Annotated in this window: 18 protein-coding genes; 15 read left to right on the plus strand and 3 right to left on the minus strand. The window is 43.0% G+C overall.

Annotated elements, in window-relative coordinates; all coding sequences use genetic code 11:
* The first annotated feature begins 85 nt into the window (after nt 1-85).
* The 9 genes from WMO43_RS01910 (at nt 86) to aspS (ending at nt 7,129) form a co-directional block, all read left to right on the plus strand.
* A complete protein-coding gene (locus tag WMO43_RS01910; protein WP_177962086.1) occupies nt 86-892 on the plus strand; it encodes a MerR family transcriptional regulator in 807 nt (268 codons plus the stop codon).
* A 95-nt stretch (nt 893-987) separates the two neighbouring features.
* A complete protein-coding gene (locus tag WMO43_RS01915; RefSeq protein WP_353530032.1) occupies nt 988-1,656 on the plus strand; it encodes an SIR2 family NAD-dependent protein deacylase in 669 nt (222 codons plus the stop codon).
* Between the two features lie 70 nt (nt 1,657-1,726).
* A complete protein-coding gene (locus WMO43_RS01920) occupies nt 1,727-2,014 on the plus strand; it encodes a type II toxin-antitoxin system Phd/YefM family antitoxin (RefSeq protein WP_353529620.1) in 288 nt (95 codons plus the stop codon).
* Entirely contained in the window at nt 1,998-2,315 is a 318-nt protein-coding gene (locus WMO43_RS01925) for a type II toxin-antitoxin system RelE/ParE family toxin (protein ID WP_353529621.1), read from the plus strand. Before WMO43_RS01920 ends, WMO43_RS01925 begins: the two co-directional genes overlap by 17 nt.
* Before the next feature lie 144 nt (nt 2,316-2,459).
* The gene (locus WMO43_RS01930; protein WP_353529622.1) at nt 2,460-3,095 is read left to right on the plus strand and encodes a TetR/AcrR family transcriptional regulator; all 636 of its coding nucleotides are present in this window, start codon (nt 2,460-2,462) and stop codon (nt 3,093-3,095) included.
* 21 nt (nt 3,096-3,116) lie between these two features.
* Nucleotides 3,117-3,623: a flavodoxin domain-containing protein gene (locus tag WMO43_RS01935; protein ID WP_353529623.1), complete on the plus strand. Its 507-nt coding sequence runs from the start codon at nt 3,117-3,119 to the stop codon at nt 3,621-3,623.
* A gap of 16 nt (nt 3,624-3,639) precedes the next feature.
* A complete protein-coding gene (locus WMO43_RS01940; RefSeq protein WP_353529625.1) occupies nt 3,640-3,903 on the plus strand; it encodes a hypothetical protein in 264 nt (87 codons plus the stop codon).
* Nucleotides 3,904-4,055: 152 nt separating this feature from the next.
* A complete protein-coding gene (gene hisS, locus WMO43_RS01945) occupies nt 4,056-5,306 on the plus strand; it encodes a histidine--tRNA ligase (RefSeq protein WP_353529627.1) in 1,251 nt (416 codons plus the stop codon).
* Between the two features lie 20 nt (nt 5,307-5,326).
* Nucleotides 5,327-7,129, plus strand: coding sequence for an aspartate--tRNA ligase (aspS, locus tag WMO43_RS01950; protein ID WP_177962079.1), 1,803 nt, complete (start codon nt 5,327-5,329; stop codon nt 7,127-7,129).
* Nucleotides 7,130-7,190: 61 nt separating this feature from the next.
* Here aspS and uxaC read toward each other — a convergent pair whose 3' ends face one another.
* On the minus strand, nt 7,191-8,597 hold the full coding sequence (gene uxaC, locus WMO43_RS01955) for a glucuronate isomerase (protein WP_353529631.1): 1,407 nt from the start codon (nt 8,595-8,597) through the stop codon (nt 7,191-7,193).
* A gap of 99 nt (nt 8,598-8,696) precedes the next feature.
* On the opposite strand from uxaC, the gene WMO43_RS01960 reads away from it, so the two are divergent.
* From WMO43_RS01960 to WMO43_RS01980, 5 genes are all read left to right on the plus strand, one after another.
* Nucleotides 8,697-10,094, plus strand: coding sequence for an MFS transporter (locus WMO43_RS01960; protein ID WP_353529633.1), 1,398 nt, complete (start codon nt 8,697-8,699; stop codon nt 10,092-10,094).
* Between the two features lie 3 nt (nt 10,095-10,097).
* On the plus strand, nt 10,098-11,150 hold the full coding sequence (locus tag WMO43_RS01965) for a mannonate dehydratase (RefSeq protein WP_353529634.1): 1,053 nt from the start codon (nt 10,098-10,100) through the stop codon (nt 11,148-11,150).
* A 663-nt stretch (nt 11,151-11,813) separates the two neighbouring features.
* Nucleotides 11,814-12,662 carry an SDR family oxidoreductase gene (locus WMO43_RS01970; protein ID WP_353529635.1) on the plus strand — a complete coding sequence of 283 codons (849 nt, stop codon included), beginning with the start codon at nt 11,814-11,816 and terminating at the stop codon, nt 12,660-12,662.
* Between the two features lie 11 nt (nt 12,663-12,673).
* Nucleotides 12,674-14,443 carry a glycoside hydrolase family 3 protein gene (locus WMO43_RS01975; protein ID WP_353529637.1) on the plus strand — a complete coding sequence of 590 codons (1,770 nt, stop codon included), beginning with the start codon at nt 12,674-12,676 and terminating at the stop codon, nt 14,441-14,443.
* 12 nt (nt 14,444-14,455) lie between these two features.
* Nucleotides 14,456-15,283 (plus strand): HAD family hydrolase, encoded by an 828-nt coding sequence (locus tag WMO43_RS01980; RefSeq protein ID WP_353529638.1) that lies wholly within the window; start codon nt 14,456-14,458, stop codon nt 15,281-15,283.
* Nucleotides 15,284-15,997: 714 nt separating this feature from the next.
* Here WMO43_RS01980 and WMO43_RS01985 read toward each other — a convergent pair.
* Both WMO43_RS01985 and WMO43_RS01990 read right to left on the minus strand, forming a co-directional pair.
* Nucleotides 15,998-16,894: a bifunctional 4-hydroxy-2-oxoglutarate aldolase/2-dehydro-3-deoxy-phosphogluconate aldolase gene (locus WMO43_RS01985; RefSeq protein WP_353529640.1), complete on the minus strand. Its 897-nt coding sequence runs from the start codon at nt 16,892-16,894 to the stop codon at nt 15,998-16,000.
* A 74-nt stretch (nt 16,895-16,968) separates the two neighbouring features.
* A complete protein-coding gene (locus tag WMO43_RS01990) occupies nt 16,969-17,811 on the minus strand; it encodes a LacI family DNA-binding transcriptional regulator (RefSeq protein ID WP_177962071.1) in 843 nt (280 codons plus the stop codon).
* A 163-nt stretch (nt 17,812-17,974) separates the two neighbouring features.
* Here WMO43_RS01990 and WMO43_RS01995 point away from each other — a divergent pair, with 163 nt between their 5' ends.
* The gene (locus tag WMO43_RS01995) at nt 17,975-18,583 is read left to right on the plus strand and encodes a hypothetical protein (RefSeq protein ID WP_353529643.1); all 609 of its coding nucleotides are present in this window, start codon (nt 17,975-17,977) and stop codon (nt 18,581-18,583) included.
* Nucleotides 18,584-18,585: the final 2 nt, after the last annotated feature.

Genomic DNA, 18,585 nt, shown 5'->3' on the forward strand with positions numbered 1-18,585 from the left:
GGACTTGACATCAAGGCAGACTTTCTTAATAATGGTATTATACATTGTTCATCTATGAACGAAGCAAGGGGTTGGAACGAAAAATATGGAAAAGGATACAAAAAAGTTATTTCAGATCACGGAAGCAGCCCATGCCTGCGGTCTTTCCCGTAGTACATTGATGCGCATGGAGAAAAAAGGGTTGCTTACGCCTGCCTATATTGCAGCGGAGAGTGGGCGAAGGTACTACGACAACCATGATGTGGCACGCATTTTGCAGATTGAAAAATTCAAGAGTATGGGGCTGACTACAGAGCAGATCGCAGACTACTTTGCTCAGGGTGGTGAAATATCGACGCTGCTAGCGACGTTAGAGAGCCGTCTGCAGGAGATCCAACGCAGCGTAGAAGAGTTGCGACTGCGGACGATGGAGGCGCCGGGTATCTCCGTGCAGATCATGCGGCAGCCTGCTGTGACTTGCCGGATGCGGGAGTGTATGGGGCGTACGGTTGCAGATAAGTACGCGGATATGTACGATTTTTACAGCGAATGTGTCCGACAGGGCTGTGTTCTCTCCGAAGAGCCATTGTTTACGATTTCGGATCGACAGGACTATTTAGAGGGTTATATCAGCAGTGAGCCATATCCTTATACTGTCTGTGTTCCCGTGCAACCGGAAAAAGCACCTGCGGATGCGCTGGTATTACCGGAATGTCGTGTGTTATCGGTGCTGTACTGCGGTGATTATTCCGGTGTGGATGAGGCGTGGCTGACACTGGGGCGGGAGGTGAAGGCGCGCGGCCTGACACTTGCAGGTAATCCGCGTGTCCTTGGTATCGTTGCTCCATATACAGGTCGTGAAATCGAAAGCCGGCGGTATTGCTCAAGATTTGTCCTGCCGGTGATGGAGTGAGGGGGAGTTGCGTCCTTTCACAGTTGTGTGTTCTTTTTTTGTTACATAGTCAGAAATATTTTTCTGATTTTATAGAAAAGTATGGTTTTGAAGATATGTATTCCGGTGGATTTTATCCCTTTGAGAGTCTTGAAGAACACTGGGCTTACTGGTCGAGATATATTTTAATCAACCGCTATATGGACTGTGACAATGGAACCTATCAAAAACTGTTTGAACTTATAAAAGATAAAGATTATTTTGTGCTGACGACAAATGTGGATCACCAGTTCCAGAAGGCCGGGTTTGACAAACAAAGACTATTTTATACACAGGGAGATTACGGACTGTTTCAGTGCAGCAAACCTTGTCACCGTGCCACTTATGATAATGAAGAGGTCGTGCGTGAGATGGTCAAACGGCAGAAAGATATGAAGATACCAACCGGGTTAATACCTCACTGCCCTGTCTGTGGAAAGCCAATGACCATGAATTTAAGGGCGGATGATACGTTTGTTCAGGATGATGGCTGGTATCGTGCAGCCGAAAGATATGCTGATTTTCTTCGCAGGCATAAAGAGATAAAAATGTTGTTATTAGAGCTTGGCGTTGGAATGAACACACCCGGTATCATCAAATATCCGTTTTGGCAGATGGCGGCTCAGAACCCAAATGCTGATTATGTGAGTATCAATGCCGGGGAAGCCTATGCACCGGAAGAAATCAGGGAGAGGGCTATTTGTGTGAATGGGGATATTGGGGAGGTTATTTGCCGATGTCATTGACTCTGTTGTATGGGATGGGTATAATATGATTAGAATATTACTATCACTATAAAAGCAGGGAGGTATAGCTATGAATATTCGTCCATCCGCAGCAATTCGTCAGAATTATAATGAAATTGCTGATATGTGCAGAAAGACCGGAGAGCCAGTGTTCCTTACTAAAAATGGTGAGGGAGATTTGGTTGTTATGGATATTGGAACATATAATCGTAGAGAAAAAATGCTAAAACTTCGTGAGGAACTGCTTGCCGTTGAGGAAGATAGAATGCGTGGAAGTAAGGGATACTCGGTTGAAGAAGTTACTGCAATGATGCGAAATGCGATCAGGGAGGCAGAAGGACATGGAACAGCAGAGTAAGTATCGTGTGATCGTATCCGAACGGGCAACGCAGATGCTCGTTTCACATGTTGCATTTTTAGCACAGACCAGCCCGGAAGCAGCCGAACGTCTGACGGTAGAATTTGAAAAGACAGCTCATTCGTTAGAAGTGATGCCCCAGAAATGTCCGTGGCTTACAGGGGAATATATTCCCAGAAAGGCTTACCGTTTTATATTGTTCGAAAAACGTTATATGATAATTTTCCAGATAGTAGATGACATCGTTTATGCCGACTGTGTGGTAGATTGCAGACAGGATTACAATTGGCTCATTCAATAACAATAGAATAATTATAACCCCAAAAACGTCACCCCCGCTGGTGACGTTTTTCCTATCTATGAAAAATCCCTCTTGACGAGTGACCGAATGGTAACTATAATAATAGTAACCAATCGGTTACTATTTATTTCAAGGAGAATGCAAATGGAAACAAGAGAAAAAAACACCAAAGAAAGAATTTTAGAAGAAGCATTAAAACTTTTCTCGCAAAGCGGCTATATGGGAACTTCCATGAACGATATCGCAGCCGAATTAGGCGTTACAAAAGCCGCGTTGTATAAGCATTACAAAAGCAAGCAGGAGATATTAGAAAGTATTGTAGAACGAATGAATCAGATGGATGCAGAAAGAGCAAAAAAATATGAGATGCCGGAAGGAAATATGGCAGAAGTGATAGCAGGATATAAGGACACTGCACTGGATAAGATCAAGCAGTATACAAAAGTACAGCTTTTACATTGGACAGAGGAAGAATTTCCATGTCGTTTCCGGAAAATGCTGACCTTAGAGCAGTACCGCGATCCGGACATGGCAGAACTTTACCAGAACTATCTTGCAAAAGGTCCGGTGGCTTACATCGAAAAAATATTTGCGGGACTTACCAAAAATGATAAAGATGCAAGACAGTTAGCATTAGAATTCTATGGACCGATATTCCTGCTCTACAGTCTTTATGATGGAACGGACGAAAAACAGGATGTAACAAAAATGGTAGAGCAGCATGTAGAGCGGTTTTCTAAAAGATTAGAGGATACAGAAGAAAGCAGTAAAAAAGATTGATAAACAGAGGAGAAAATAAAAATGAAAGCAATTATTTATACATCAAATGCAGGAAGCACGGCACAATATGCACAATTATTGGCAAACGAACTCCATCTCCCGGTATATAGTGCAAAAGAAGCAAAGAAAAAAGTACCTGCTCATTCAGAGATCATTTATCTTGGCTGGATCATGGCAGGCGGGATCAAAGGCTATAAAGATATGGTAAAAAAATATAATGTCCGTGCAGTCTGTGCAGTCGGTATGAGCCGGACAGGGACACAGACAGAAGAAGTCCGTACAAAGAATTCCATACCAAAGAACATCCCATTGTTTACATTACAGGGAAACTTTGATCTGGAAAAATTGCATGGTGTATACAAGATGACGATGAACATGATGGTAAAAACAGCCGGAAAATCCTTAGCAGAGAAAACGGATCGCACACCGGAAGAAGATGATCTGTTAGAAATGATGACAAACGGTAAAGGACGGGTTTGTTTAGAAAATTTAAAAGCAATCATCGAATGGTACCATAACGAGCGGTAAGAAGGAGAAAATTAAATTGAAACTTTATTTTGGCAATACAACAGTTACCGTAACGACCATAATGATCGTGGCATTAATAGGATTTATCGGATACTCCATATGGAACCGGACGATTATTGACAGTTGGGGACGCAGAAGCCTGTTTGTACTGGTGTATGGACTGGTCGTATGCTGCTTTGCAGCAGCCATTATCATTCTTGCAGCCATAGCAACACCGATCGCAAGATCACAGCATATGCGTGAGATCTGGTTCTATGTCATGTCAGGGGGGTGTTCTTAAAAGTTGCAGTGATGGAGATTTCGAGAATCTTCCCGGACGTTTTTGTTGTATCTTGACGCATCGTACCGCGAAAAGTATAATAAGGCGTAGATGTAAAAAATGCCTATGGGCAAATGAACGTCCGGAAAAAGAAGATGGAGGAATGAAAGATCATGGCATTAAAGAAGAAACCGGTTACAGGAATGAAAGATATATTGCCACAGGAGATGCAGATTCGGGATTATGTCATCAGTGTGATCAAAGAGACTTATGGAAGATTTGGTTTTACTTCGATAGAGACTCCTTGTTTAGAAGATATTGGAAATCTGAGCAGCAAGCAGGGCGGTGAGAATGAAAAGCTCATCTTTAAGGTATTAAAACGTGGAGAAAAGCTGAATTTAGAGACGGCAAAAACCGATATGGATGTGGTAGACATGGGACTGCGCTACGATCTGACGGTTCCGCTGGTACGTTATTATTCGAACAATGCCAACGATCTTCCGGCTCCATTTAAAGCATTGCAGATGGGAAATGTATGGAGAGCAGACCGTCCACAGCGTGGACGCTATCGCCAGTTTATGCAGTGTGATATAGATATCTTAGGAGAACCGAGCAACTTAGCGGAGATTGAATTGATCTTAGCAACGACGACAACACTTGGAAAATTAGGATTTAAGAATTTCCAGATCCGTATCAATGAGAGAAGAATCTTAAAGGCAATGGCAGCATACAGCGGATTTGCCGAAGAAGATTATGATACGGTATTTATCATATTAGATAAGATGGACAAGATTGGCTTAGACGGTGTAGCAGAGGAATTAGAAAAAGAAGGCTATGCCAAAGATTCTATTGAAAAATACTTAGACTTGTTCAAAGGCATTGAAAGTGCCGAAAACGGAATTGCCTATTTAGCAGATACCTTAAAAGAGGTCTTAGACGAGGAAGTTTCTAAGAGCCTGAATGAGATCATCACCAGTGTAGAAGCTACCAAAGAAGCAGATTTTGAAATGGTATTCGACCCGACGCTGGTACGCGGAATGTCCTACTATACAGGTACCATTTTTGAAATAGCCATCCCGGAATTCGGCGGAAGCTGCGGTGGCGGCGGACGTTATGACAAGATGGTTGGAAGATTTACCGGAAAAGATGTTCCGGCATGTGGATTTTCCATTGGATTTGAAAGAATCGTACTGTTACTGTTAGAGAACGGCTTTGAGATTCCGACACAGCCAAAGAAAAAAGCATACTTAATCGAAAAAGGCTACACTGCTGAAAAACTCTGTGAAGTCATGAAGCAGGCACAGGAAGAGCGAAAAGCCGGACAGCAGGTATTAGTCAGCCGTATGAATAAAAATAAGAAGTTCCAGAAAGAGCAGCTTGCAAAAGAAGGCTATGAAGAAATTGTGGAATTTTTTAACAGATAAAAAATGGAGGAAGATAGAAAATGGCAGAATCAATGAAAGGTCTGCACAGGACACACAGATGTACCGAGGTTTCTAATCAGAACATCGGCGAAACTGTCACTGTGATGGGCTGGGTACAGAAAAGAAGAAATTTAGGAAGTCTGATCTTTATTGACTTAAGAGACCGTAGCGGACTCTTACAGGTGGTTTTTGATGAACCACAGGTAGGAAGTGAAGGTTTTGAAAAAGCAGGAAATTTAAGAAGCGAGTTTGTCGTAGCCGTAACCGGTGTGGTACAGAAACGTTCCGCAGCAGTCAATGAGAGTTTAAAAACCGGAGATATTGAGGTCATTGCAAATGATATCCGTATTCTTTCCGAGGCAGAGACACCACCATTCCCAATTGAGGAGAATTGCCAGACGAAGGAAGAACTGCGTTTGAAATATCGTTATCTGGACTTAAGAAGACCGGATTTACAGAGAAATATCATGATGAAGAGCAAGGTGTCCATGCTGCTTCGTAACTTTATGGAAAAAGAAGGATTTTTAGAGATTGAGACACCGATCTTAATGAAATCCACACCGGAAGGTGCAAGAGATTATTTAGTGCCAAGCCGTGTGCATCCGGGTTCTTTTTATGCATTACCGCAGTCACCGCAGCTTTATAAACAGCTTTTGATGTGTTCCGGATATGACCGTTATTTCCAGATCGCAAGATGTTTCCGTGACGAGGACTTAAGAGCAGACAGACAGCCGGAGTTTACACAGGCAGATATGGAGCTGTCCTTTGTTGATGTAGATGATGTCATCGATGTAAATGAAAGACTTTTAGCTTATGTATTTAAAGAGGCGATCGGAGTAGACGTACCACTTCCGATTCCGAGAATGACCTGGCAGGAAGCAATGGACCGTTTCGGTTCAGATAAGCCGGATACCCGTTTTGGCATGGAGTTAGTAGATGTATCAGAGACCGTAGCCGGATGTGGTTTTGGCGTATTTACGGGAGCATTGGAAAATGGCGGCTCTGTCCGTGGTATCAATGCCAAAGGTCAGGGTGCAATGCCAAGAAAGAAGATCGATAAATTAGTAAGTTTTGCAAAGGATTACGGCGCAAAAGGACTTGCTTATTTAGCAGTAAATGAGGACGGCACCTACAAATCCTCTTTTGCAAAATTTATGACCGAAGAAGAATTAGCGGCATTAGTAGAAAAGATGGGCGGAGAGCCGGGAGATTTACTTCTCTTTGCAGCCGATAAAAATAAAGTGGTATGGGATGTGTTAGGAGCACTTCGTTTAGAGCTTGCACGCCAGTTAGAGTTATTAGATAAGAACCGGTACAACTTCTTATGGGTAACAGAATTCCCATTATTAGAGTGGTCTGACGAAGAGAACCGTTTTATGGCAATGCACCATCCGTTTACCATGCCAATGGAAGAGGACTGGGACAAGATTGATTCCGATCCGGGAGCAGTCCGTGCAAAGGCATATGATATTGTCTTAAATGGTACAGAGCTTGGAGGCGGTTCCGTCCGTATCCATCAGGACGATATCCAGGAAAAAATGTTAGAGGTACTCGGATTTACCAAAGAGCAGGCGCATGAGCAGTTTGGATTCTTATTAGATGCATTCAAGTATGGAGTACCGCCACATGCAGGACTTGCCTATGGTTTAGACCGTATGGTCATGCTGATGATGCAGTGTGATTCTATCCGTGATGTCATCGCATTCCCGAAAGTAAAAGATGCATCCTGCCTGATGTCACATGCACCAAGCCCGGTAGATGAAAAGCAGTTAGAGGAGCTTGGAATCGAAGTAAGCGAGCAGGAAGAAACCGAAGCAGAATAATGATTTATTAAAAAAGCGGAACGTTCACCTTTTTAAGAAGAGTGAGCGTTCCATTTTTTTACTATACAGAAAACCGAAAATATTTCACGGCATTGTTATAACAGATGTCAGTCACTATTTTAGAAAGCATTTCCCGGTCATTTGGATATTTGCCCTCCTCGACCCATTCCCCGATCAGTTCACAGAGGATCCTGCGGAAATATTCGTGTCTGGTATAAGACAGAAAACTTCTCGAATCCGTCAACATCCCGATAAAGTTCGACAATACTCCGTTAGCTGCTAAAGAGCTTAGATGATCCCGCATACCGTCGTAGTGGTCATTGAACCACCAGGCACTTCCATGCTGGATCTTTCCAATCGCAGAATCATCCTGAAAACAGCCAATGATCGTATCGAGAATGGCATTGTCATTGGGATTCAGGGAATAGAGAATCGTCTTTGGAAGCTCATTTGTCAGTGAGAGTTCATTTAAAAAATCAGCCAGTTCATTTAAAGGAGCCGAATAGCCGATACTGTCAAAACCGGTGTCAGGACCTAAACGTTTGAACTGCCTTTGGTTATTATTGCGTTTGACACCATAGTGAAGTTGCATTGCCCAGCCTAATTTGTGGTACTGTTTTCCTAAAAAAGTAAGCAGGGCAGTTTCAAACTGCATACGTTCTTCGAAAGAAACCGGACGTTCATCGAGAACCTTAGAAAAAATAGCCTCTGCATCTTCTTCGGAGCAGGGTTTCCACGGAATATGGGAAAAACTGTGGTCAGAAATGCAGCAGCCATGCTCCTGAAAGAAGCCCATACGGCGTTTCAGTGCCAAACAGAGTGTCTGGAATGAAGAAATCTTTAAATGAGTCACTTCTCCTAAGGAAAGAAGATAGTCACAAAAGGCAGGACTGTCAATGGCAAAAGCACGGTCAGGCCTCCAGGTTGGGAGTACCATAACATCAAAGCTGTTATCCTGTGAGATTTCCTCATGCCATTTCAGACTGTCAATCGGGTCATCTGTGGTACATATTAAATGTACATTAGATTTTTTGATCAATTCTCTGGCACACATATCAGGATTGTCTAAGCGTTCGTTACATAATTCCCAGACCTCCGGTGCAGTCTTTTCACTTAAGATCCCATTATATCCAAAATAGCGTTGCAGTTCTAAATGACTCCAATGGTAGAGTGGATTTCCGATACATTTTTCTAAGGTCTTAGCCCACATAAAGAATTTCTCGCGGTCTTCCGCATCTCCGGTAATGTATTCTTCATCAATCCCATTTGCCCGCATCAGCCGCCATTTATAGTGGTCGCCTTCTAACCAGACTCTGGTAATGTTTTCAAACCGTCGGTTCTTTGCGATTTCACGCGGATTCAGATGGCAGTGATAGTCTATGATCGGCATATTTTTTGCATAATTATGATAGAGCAGCTCTGCCGTCTGATTTGAAAGTAAAAAGTTTTCGTTCATAAATGATTTCATTTTTTCCTCCTTGCATAAAGCGCAGAAATATTGGTCATGCTGATAAAAGTATTTCTTTCATAAGCAAAAAATATACAAAAGGAATTGGAGGAATCATATATGAGTGAGAAAAATGAGGCACGCCCCTTTGGTGCGAGGGATAAATGGGGGTATTTGTTTGGAGATTTTGGAAATGATTTTACCTTTATCTTTGCAAGCTCTTATCTGATGGTTTTCTATACAAAGGTTTGGGGGATTTCTGCAAAGACCGTTGGAATTCTCTTTTTAGTATCCCGCTGTGTGGATGCGTTTACTGACATTGGAATGGGAAGGATCGTGGATTCCATAGAAACGGCAAAAGACGGGCGGTTCCGCTGCTGGCTGCGCCGGATGTGCGGTCCGGTGGCATTGACAAGTTTTCTGATGTATCAGTCAGGGTTAGCAGGGGCATCTATGACCGTCAAACTGATCTATATGTTTGTAACCTATATTTTATGGGGTTCAATATTTTATACGTCAATTAATATTCCCTACGGTTCTATGGCATCGGCGATTTCCGAGGAGCCAAAAGATCGTGCGGCACTTTCTGTCTATCGTTCATTAGGAGCTATTTTTGCAGCAACCTTTATCAGTGTCGTAACACCGCTGATCATCTACTATACCGATGTCAATGGAAATCAGGTGGTCAGTGGAAGGAACTTTACGATCTTAGCAGGCGTTTTTTCCATAGCAGCCATTATCTGTTATCTGCTCTGCTATGCAATGACGACAGAGCGTGTACAGATAGAGAAGAAAGAACGTGGGGAAAACACCGGTCTTGGTGCAGCAGTGAAAGGGATTTTTACAAGCAGGGCATTGATGTCTGTCATTTTAGCAGCCATTCTGCTCTTATTAGCAACACTGATGAGTCAGGGGATCAACACCTATCTGTTTGCCGATTATTTTAAAGATACCAAGGCACTGGCACTGTTCAGCCTTTTGAACCTGCCATCGGGGATCATCGTGGCAGTTGTTTCCGGAAAAATTTCCACGCGCTACGGAAAAAAAGAGTCTGCCGCGATCGGATGCTTCTTGGCAGGGATCATCTATCTGATCATTTACTTTTTACACACGAAAAGCCTTGCGGTGTTCATCACACTTTCTTTCTTTGCAATGTTAGGAATGAACTATTTCAATATGCTGATCTGGGCACTGATCACAGATGTGATCGATGACAAAGAGGTGCGGACACATTCCCGCGATGATGGAACCGTATACGGATTCTATTCTTTTGCAAGAAAAGTCGGACAGGCATTGGCAGGAGGAGTCAGTGGTTTTGCACTTTCCGCTATCGGATATGATTCCCTTGCAGCGGCGCAAACCGCGGAGGTACAGGGCGGAATCTACGGGATCGCAACGTTATTTCCAGGAATTGTCTATATCCTCGTAGGACTGGTTATGATATTCTTATATCCGTTATCGAAAAAAATTGTAATCCAGAATACAGAAGAATTGAAACGTCGCAGAGAGGAGACTTAAAACATGAAATTATCATTCAGATGGTATGGAGCGGATGACAAAGTAACATTGGAAAATATCCGTCAGATACCGAAAATGGAAGCCATTGTAACAGCAGTCTATGATGTACCGGTTGGAGAGGTATGGAGTGAAAAATCAATTGCAGATTTAAAAAAACAGGTGGAAGAAAACGGACTGAAATTTGAAGTGATCGAGAGTATTCCGGTGCATGAGGAGATCAAGCTCGGAAAACCGGACAGAGACCGCTATATTGAGAATTATTGCGAAAATATCAAGAAGGTGGCAAAAGCAGGCGTGAAATGTATCTGCTATAACTTTATGCCGGTATTTGACTGGACGAGAACCCAGTTAGACCACAGATTGCCGGATGGCTCCACTACCTTAGTTTATTATCAGGAACAGGTCGATAAAGTAGATCCGCTGAAAACAGACAGCGATCTGACCCTGCCGGGCTGGGATGCTTCATACAGCAGGGAAGAATTAAAAGGGATTGTAGCAGAGTATCAGAAATTAAGTGAAGAGGATCTGTGGAACAATCTGGAATATTTCCTGAAAAAAATCATTCCGGTAGCGGCAGAGTATGATGTCAACATGGCAATTCATGAGGATGATCCATGCTGGAGTATTTTTGGACTTCCACGCATTATTACCGATGAAAAAAATCTTGACCGCTTCTTAAAATTAGTGGATGACAGACACAATGGGATCACACTCTGTACGGGTTCTCTTGGATGCTCCGGACACAACGATGTAGCAAAGATGGCAGCAAAATATGCGGCAATGGGAAGAATCCACTTTGTGCATATGAGAAATGTCAAGATATTGGATAATGGATTTGAAGAAAGTGCACATCCGTCCTCCTGTGGAACACTGGATATGTATGCGATCGCAAAAGCATTGTATGACAATGGCTTTGACGGCTATATCCGCCCTGATCATGGAAGAATGATATGGGGCGAGACCGGAAGAGCAGGATATGGACTGTATGACAGGGCGCTGGGGGCAGCATATCTGAATGGGTTGTGGGAGGCAATTGAGAAAGAGAGTGTGAAGTAGGAGAGAGTGTGGAGCGGGTGAGGGGGTGTTGGCTGGGTGTTCTACACACCTCCTTTTGTTCCATGTCTGGGATTTGGATGTTCTAAATACCCTGTGGGACGTTGCCGGATGGGGACGAAACCGGAGCAAATTCGCCATCCATGGCTCAGTTGCTCCTTTTGCGGGCATCCGTGCCCGCAAATTTCTGATATTGACAGGCTATTAAGAACATCCAAAATCCAGCCATAGTCACAAAGAGGAGGTGTGTAGAACACAGCAACATAACCGTCCCCTCAACGAACACCCCAACCACACGTTTCTCCTTCTCAATTGAGAAGGAGAAACGAAACACTTTTTAGTTGTGCTGAATTGGTATGTTGTGCTGTCACGCATGGGGTAGCGGTTGTGACTCTGTCCGGGATTTAGAAGTTCCTGCCACTCCGGATTATAACAGAAATTTTCGGACAGGGATGTCCGAAAAAGGCACAACCGCCATGGATGGCGGATTTGTGCCGCTTTCGTACGATTCCGGTATAGCGAATCCGGAGTGCATGGAACTTCTTATCCCGGATAGCGGAATCAACAGATGCCCATGTATGACAGCAAACAGAAAAAATTAGAACAACATCAAAACAACATGAAAAAAACAATCATCATAAGCAATCATAAGGAAGGAGAACACACATGAAACTACCACTTAATACAGACCTGACCGGAAAAACGGTCGTCATCACAGGAGCAGGAGGAGTCCTTGGTGGCATGTTCGCAAAAGCATTAGCACAGGCTGGCGGAAAGGTTGCACTTTTAGACCTGAATCAGGAAGCAGCGGAGAAAGCAGCAAAGGAGATCAGCGAAGAGGGTTATATAGCAAAAGGCTATGCGGCAAATGTACTGCAAAAAGAAAGCCTTGCAGCAGCGCATGAACAGATCAAAAAAGACTTTGGCTTGTGCGATATTCTGATCAATGGTGCGGGTGGAAATAATCCGAAGGCAACCACAGATCAGGAATATTATGTGCCGGGAGAATTAAAAGAGGGAGAAAAATCATTCTTTGATCTAGAACAGAGCGGAGTGGAATTTGTATTCAACCTGAACTTTATCGGAACACTGCTGCCAACGCAGGAATTTGCACAGGATATGTTAGAGAAAGAAGGATGTAATATCATCAATATTTCTTCCATGAACGCTTATACACCGTTAACAAAGATTCCTGCATACAGTGGGGCAAAAGCGGCTGTATCGAATTTTACGGAGTGGTTAGCAGTGCATTTTTCAAAAAGCCGCATCCGTGTCAATGGAATAGCACCGGGATTTTTTGCAACAAAACAGAATCGAGAGCTTTTATTTGAAAAAGATGGCACACCGACACCACGAACAGGAAAAATCTTAGCAGCGACACCGTTAGGACGTTTTGGAGAATCCGAAGAATTGATCGGAACACTGCTGTTTTTACTGAATAACGAAGCCTCCGGCTTTATTACCGGTGTCGTGATCCCGGTAGACGGAGGATTTCAAGCATATTCAGGAGTATAAATGGAGGGCATATGGTAAAAGTAGATTTAACAAAAAAACCTTATTTTTTAGAAAAAGAAGATATACAGTGGGTAGAAGATACCATTGCAGAAATGACAACGGAAGAAAAGATCGGACAGCTTTTTGTAAATATGGGTTCCGAGCGAAGCGAGGGGTACCTGAAAGATGTTTTAGAAAAATATCACATCGGTGCGGTGCGTTACAATCCGGGAACATCTAAAGAAGTGCATGAGCAGAACCGTATTTTGCAGGAAAATGCCAAGATCCCGCTTTTGATCGCAGCCAATACCGAAGCGGGTGGAAACGGAGCCTGCACCGATGGAACAGAGATTGGCGTAGAGGTTAAGATCGGAGCCACCAATGACCCGAAATATGCCTATGAGATGGGAAGAGTGTCCGGGATCGAAGCGGTGGCACTTGGATGCAACTGGTCTTTTGCACCGATCACCGATATCAACCGCAATTGGAGAAATCCGATCATTTCCTCGAGAAGTTTTGGTTCCGACCCGGATATGGTGTTAGAAATGTCCAAAGCCTATATGAAAGGTTTTATGGAAAGTAACATGGTCTGTGCCATGAAACATTTTCCGGGCGATGGAATCGACGAAAGGGATCAGCACTTAAGCAATTCGGTCAACACTTATTCCACGGAAGAATGGGATGCAACCTTTGGAAAAGTATACAGTGGAATGATCGATGCCGGGGTTCATACCGTTATGGCAGGTCATATCATGCTTCCTTCCTATCAAAAATATTTTAATCATCAGATGGAATTAGAAGACACACTTCCGGCAACACTGTCAAAAGAACTGATTGACGGACTCTTAAAAGAAAAATTAGGCTTTAACGGAATGGTCGTGACCGATGCGTCTCATATGGTAGGTATGACATCCGTCATGAAGCGAAGCAAAATGCTTCCGACAGCGATCGCAGCGGGTTGTGATATGTTCTTATTCTTCAATGACCCGGAGGAAGATTTTTCTTATATGATGGAAGGTTATCGTAGTGGGATCATTACAGAAGAACGCTTAGAGGATGCCCTTCGCAGAATCCTTGGCATCAAGGCATATTTAGGACTGCATAAGAAAAATAAAAAAGAGATCGTTCCTCCAAAAGAAGGCTTAAACGTCATCGGAACTCCGGAATTTAAAGAGATTGCGGCAGAAGTATCGGACAAAGCCATTACACTGGTAAAAAATACGGGAACTTCACCGTTGCCATTATCCGTAAAAGAGCATAAGAGAATTCTGATCGTGCCACAGGAGACACCGAACCCGTTTGCATTTATGATGGGGGGAAAGAATAAGAAAAAACCGGTTGAATATTTAAAAGAGAAGTTAGAGGCAGAAGGATTTGAAGTCACGATCTATGAATCCATGATGGATAAGATATTAAAAGCCCCGGAGGAAGAAGCAGGAAAAATGATGTTAAATATGTATGCCGGAAAAGCTCCGATTTCCTCAATCACAGATAATTATGATCTGATCATCCAGCTTGCCGAGATCACCAACCTCTTTGGAGTGACACAACGTATCAACTGGAAAATGAGTAAGGGAACGCCGGATATTCCGTGGTATGTGCATGAAGTGCCAACGATTTTTATTTCGTTAGCAAGTCCGTTCCACTTAGCAGATGTTCCGCAGGTAAAAACGTATATCAACTGCTATGACAAGAATGAACACACGTTAGATGCACTGGTGGAAAAACTTTTAGGACGTTCGGAATTTGCGGGAACAGATCCGGTAGATTCTTTCTGCGGTATGATGGATACCAGAATATAGTGGGAGAACAATATGAAAAAAGAGCATGACTATTTAATCTGTATTGACAGTGACGGCTGTGCCATGGACACCATGAACAGCAAACATTTTTATTGCTTCGGACCGGAATGGGTAAAGCAGTACGGCTTAGAAGACATCCAAGAAGAGGCATTAAAATACTGGAATCAGATCAATCTCTATTCAAAAACCCGTGGCATCAATCGCTTCAAAGGACTTGCCATGGGATTAGAATGGGCAAAAGAAAAAGGTTATGAGACAGAGGGACAGGAGGAGTTCGTGGCTTGGACAAAAGAGGCACCGGAACTTTCAAATCCTGCCCTTCTGGCTCAATGCCAGAAAAAGAAGAATCCCTGTATGGAACAGGCACTTTTGTGGAGTATTCATGTCAATCTTGCCGTCAAAGAGCCGGGAATGGAACAGGGAGTATTTTACGGAGTCAGAGAAGCATTAGAAAAAATGAGCCCAAAAGCGGATTTAGCAGTGGTATCTTCGGCAAATGCACAGGCGGTGGAAGAAGAGTGGTCAAAGTATGAGTTAAAGCCATACTGCAAAGCACTGCTTAGTCAGGAAGCGGGCAATAAGGCAGAGTGTATCCAAAAACTCTCGGCTCTCGGCTATCCGCCGGAGCAGATCCTGATGGTAGGAGATGCCATGGGAGATTATGAAGCCGCGAAGAAAAACGGTGTCTGGTTCTATCCGATCGTAGTCAATAATGAAAAAGAAAGCTGGCAGCAGCTACAGGAGGAGGCATATCCGAAGCTTCTGCATGGAACTTTTGATAGGGGGTACCAGAAAGAATTGTTAGACAAGTTTGAGAGAGGATTTCAAAAAACATTATAGCATTATGAGTTGATACAATATTTGATATGTATTTTTAGATGAATAGATGATAGAACGTAAGAATTATCATACAGTACAACTGTGTAAATACGCTGGATATTGTATACAGTACTAACACTTAGAACGTATTGTATGTAAGTAGTCGGTCACCTGCACAAATCGAATATTCCGGGTTTCCTTGTGCAGACCATTCCAATGAACCTCCTAAAACAGAAATCGTGTTCGCCAGTGGGCTTCACGATTTCTTGAGTTTCATTTCCATTGCACAAAAAGAAACCTTCCATATCCGATTTGTGCAGGCACTACGTTACGAGATGGAAAGGTTTGTGTTGTATGGGTGAGCATGTTACATAGAGATTTATTTATAGGATTAGAGTGTCAAAAAGCGGTTCACAACTTAGTGGCTGGCAACTTGCACAAAACCGGGACTGCTTTTGTGACTTTGGGAGAAAATTAGTAAATCTTAGTCTGCCTGTTCTTATATAGTGTTTTGCTGCCATGGACGGCAGCAAAAGTCTTAACACCCCATGGACGGGGTGTTTAAGACGTACACGTCACCCTATCGTAGCTAATTCAGGCAGACTTAGATTTTCTTATTTTCGTACAACGGAACAAAAGCAGTCCCGGTTTTGTGCAAGTTTGCCGATCCAAAAACTTGAAACTGCCTTTTAATACCTTAATTTTTACAGGAAGTCTGCTTATTGGAAAATATACCTAATGTTTTTCTATTAAACGAATGGAGAATTCTTCCGGTGCATCTGAAAAGTCGATCGCATCCATATTTCCGGCAGAATCATATTTTGCATTGTCATACCGGAATGTGGCTCCGTTTTTTTCTAAATGATAGATGGTACGTTTCAAATAGCGGCAGGAGATAGTCAGTTCTTTAGTGCTGCCGGATGAGAGATTTATAAGTCCATGCAGGGCATCGGAAAGGTTGTTGCCTGTGTGTGGGAAAGGCAGTGTGAGCTCATCAATTTTTAAATCCAGCATCGTGCGTACCGTCTGTCTGGTCAATCGGGTGATTTCTTCAAAATTGCCGGTGGCAAGCAGTTCCGGTTTTACCATCCAGGTTCCGCCACAGGCAAGGATCTTTGGATAGTCTAAGAATTCGGTAAGGTTTTGCGGAGTTACTCCACCGGTTGGCATAAAACGCATAGTATGGTAAGGAGCTGCAAGAGCTTTGATCATGGACAGTCCACCGGAAGGAACGGCAGGAAAGAATTTTACGGCATCTAAGCCCATTTCGATTGCCTGTTCCATATCACTTGGACTTGAGATTCCGGGTGTGATCGGAATATTTTTTTCGATACAGTGGGAAACAACTTTGGGATTAAAGCCGGGACTGACAATGAATTTTGCTCCGGCGGCAATGGCACGGTCAGCCTGTTCCGTCGTTAATACGGTACCGGCACCGAGCAGCATATCCGGGAACTGATCTGCCATGATGCGTATGGACTCTTCCGCGGCAGGTGTACGGAATGTAACTTCTGCACACGGAAGGCCGCCTTTGGTCAATGCGTCTGCTAATGGGGCAGCATCGTCTTTGTGATCTATGGCAACCACCGGTACGACACCGATATTTGAGATTTCTTCTAAGATTTGGTTCATAATAATACCTCCTGTTGGAATTCCTATAAGGTATTAATGTCCGACAGGAGGTAAAAATATACGAATATCCATGATTAAGATAAAGTCTGGAATACATCACTCGTTCGCATTTTCAAAGAGCCTTTTACAATGTATTCGTTCTGCGGAGCATCCGGATTGCTCATCAGATAGAAAAGCTGCTGTAATGCTAAATCTACCGTGCGGTGGATCGGTCTGCAGATCGTATCAAGACTTTTAAAAAGCACTGTGCTGCGGTTTTCCGTAGAAAATCCGGTCAGGGAAAGCGGTGCATCATGCAATTTGTTATATTCATAAATATAAGGGGCAAGACGTTCCGTTACTTCGATAGAAGCAGCTAAAAGTCCGGTGCAGCCTTTTCCGGTGATGTGCGAAGTCAGATTCTCGATATAGTCGCGGTCTGTTGTATTACATTCAAAAATCCAGTCCTCGTGAAATCCTTCAGGTGTTGTCTCCATAGCGGCACGATATGCCTGAATGATCTCACGGCTTGTAGAAAATTTAATATTCCGGCAGATTAAAGCGGTCTTTGGGTATCCTGAATTTACCAAAGAAAGGACAGCCTGAAATGTTGCAGAGTAATCACTCTCTATGATCGAGGTATGTTCGCAGTCCGCAGGTGCGCGGTGGATAAAGACAACAGGTATATTTGGTGCAATGGCATCTGCAAGTTCCCTGTATTCGCTGGAATCGGAAAGAATGATGATGCCTTCTGTAGTCCGTCCGAAAAATTCAAGATAAAATCTTTCTTTTTCTAAATCGTGGTTTGTGAGTCCGATCACCAGTTTGTAATCTTTCTGGTAGAGTTCCTGTTGAAAAAGATCCATAAATGCAGTTGTAAAACTACTTGAAGCATTTGCTAAAATGAGTCCGATTGTACGTCCGGTTCTGTTTTCCATCGGTATACCACCACCTTTTCTGTCATTTTGTATATTATAACATGAATTATAAGAAAAATAAATGAAAAACACACAAAAGTGTTTACAACCAAGACAAACTTCGTTATGATAAGGATATTCTTATCAAACATCCCGTCCGTCACCAATGATAGGAGGTCATTGGTTGGAGGTTGTATTCTGGAGTCCCGCAAGAGGGGGACAGACTACAAGAAATATGAAAATCTTAGCAAATATCTACAGAATCCGTTACGGTATGCAGGTACGGACCTTTGAAAATTACGAAGCATATGGAAAGTATCATTTTATGGAAAATATGCAAAAACAAAATAGGCAAAAAAAGAAAGGTCATGTCTTTGTGGATTGCAAAAACGACCGGAACCGGCAGGTATGGAGACTTTTTCAAAGAGCCGATACCGTTGTCATAAATTTTCCACAGGAGTATCCGGTACTTCTGAACTATTTTCAAAATCATCCCCGCATATCGGGAAATATCTTTTATCTTATCAGCAACAGTCCGTCTGATTCCATGGATAATGAAAAAATATACCGCAGAGTGTTTCGTTTAGAAGCGGAAGAAACAGGGGTTATCCCTTATGACGTGAGATTTGAGCATTACTATGCAAAAAATCAGGGGTTTGCCTGTCAAAAATCCGTTATAAAGGGAGAACCCTGTGGAGTAGGGGAAGAGTTTGCAGCTAAAACTTTTGAAATTGCTGTGAAACTTTTAAAAATGAATTGCGTTTTTGAGGGAGATACGTTATATTATTGCTAAAG

The organism is Maccoyibacter intestinihominis (assembly GCF_040096355.1).
Classification (GTDB): Bacteria; Bacillota; Clostridia; order Lachnospirales; family Lachnospiraceae; genus Maccoyibacter; species Maccoyibacter intestinihominis.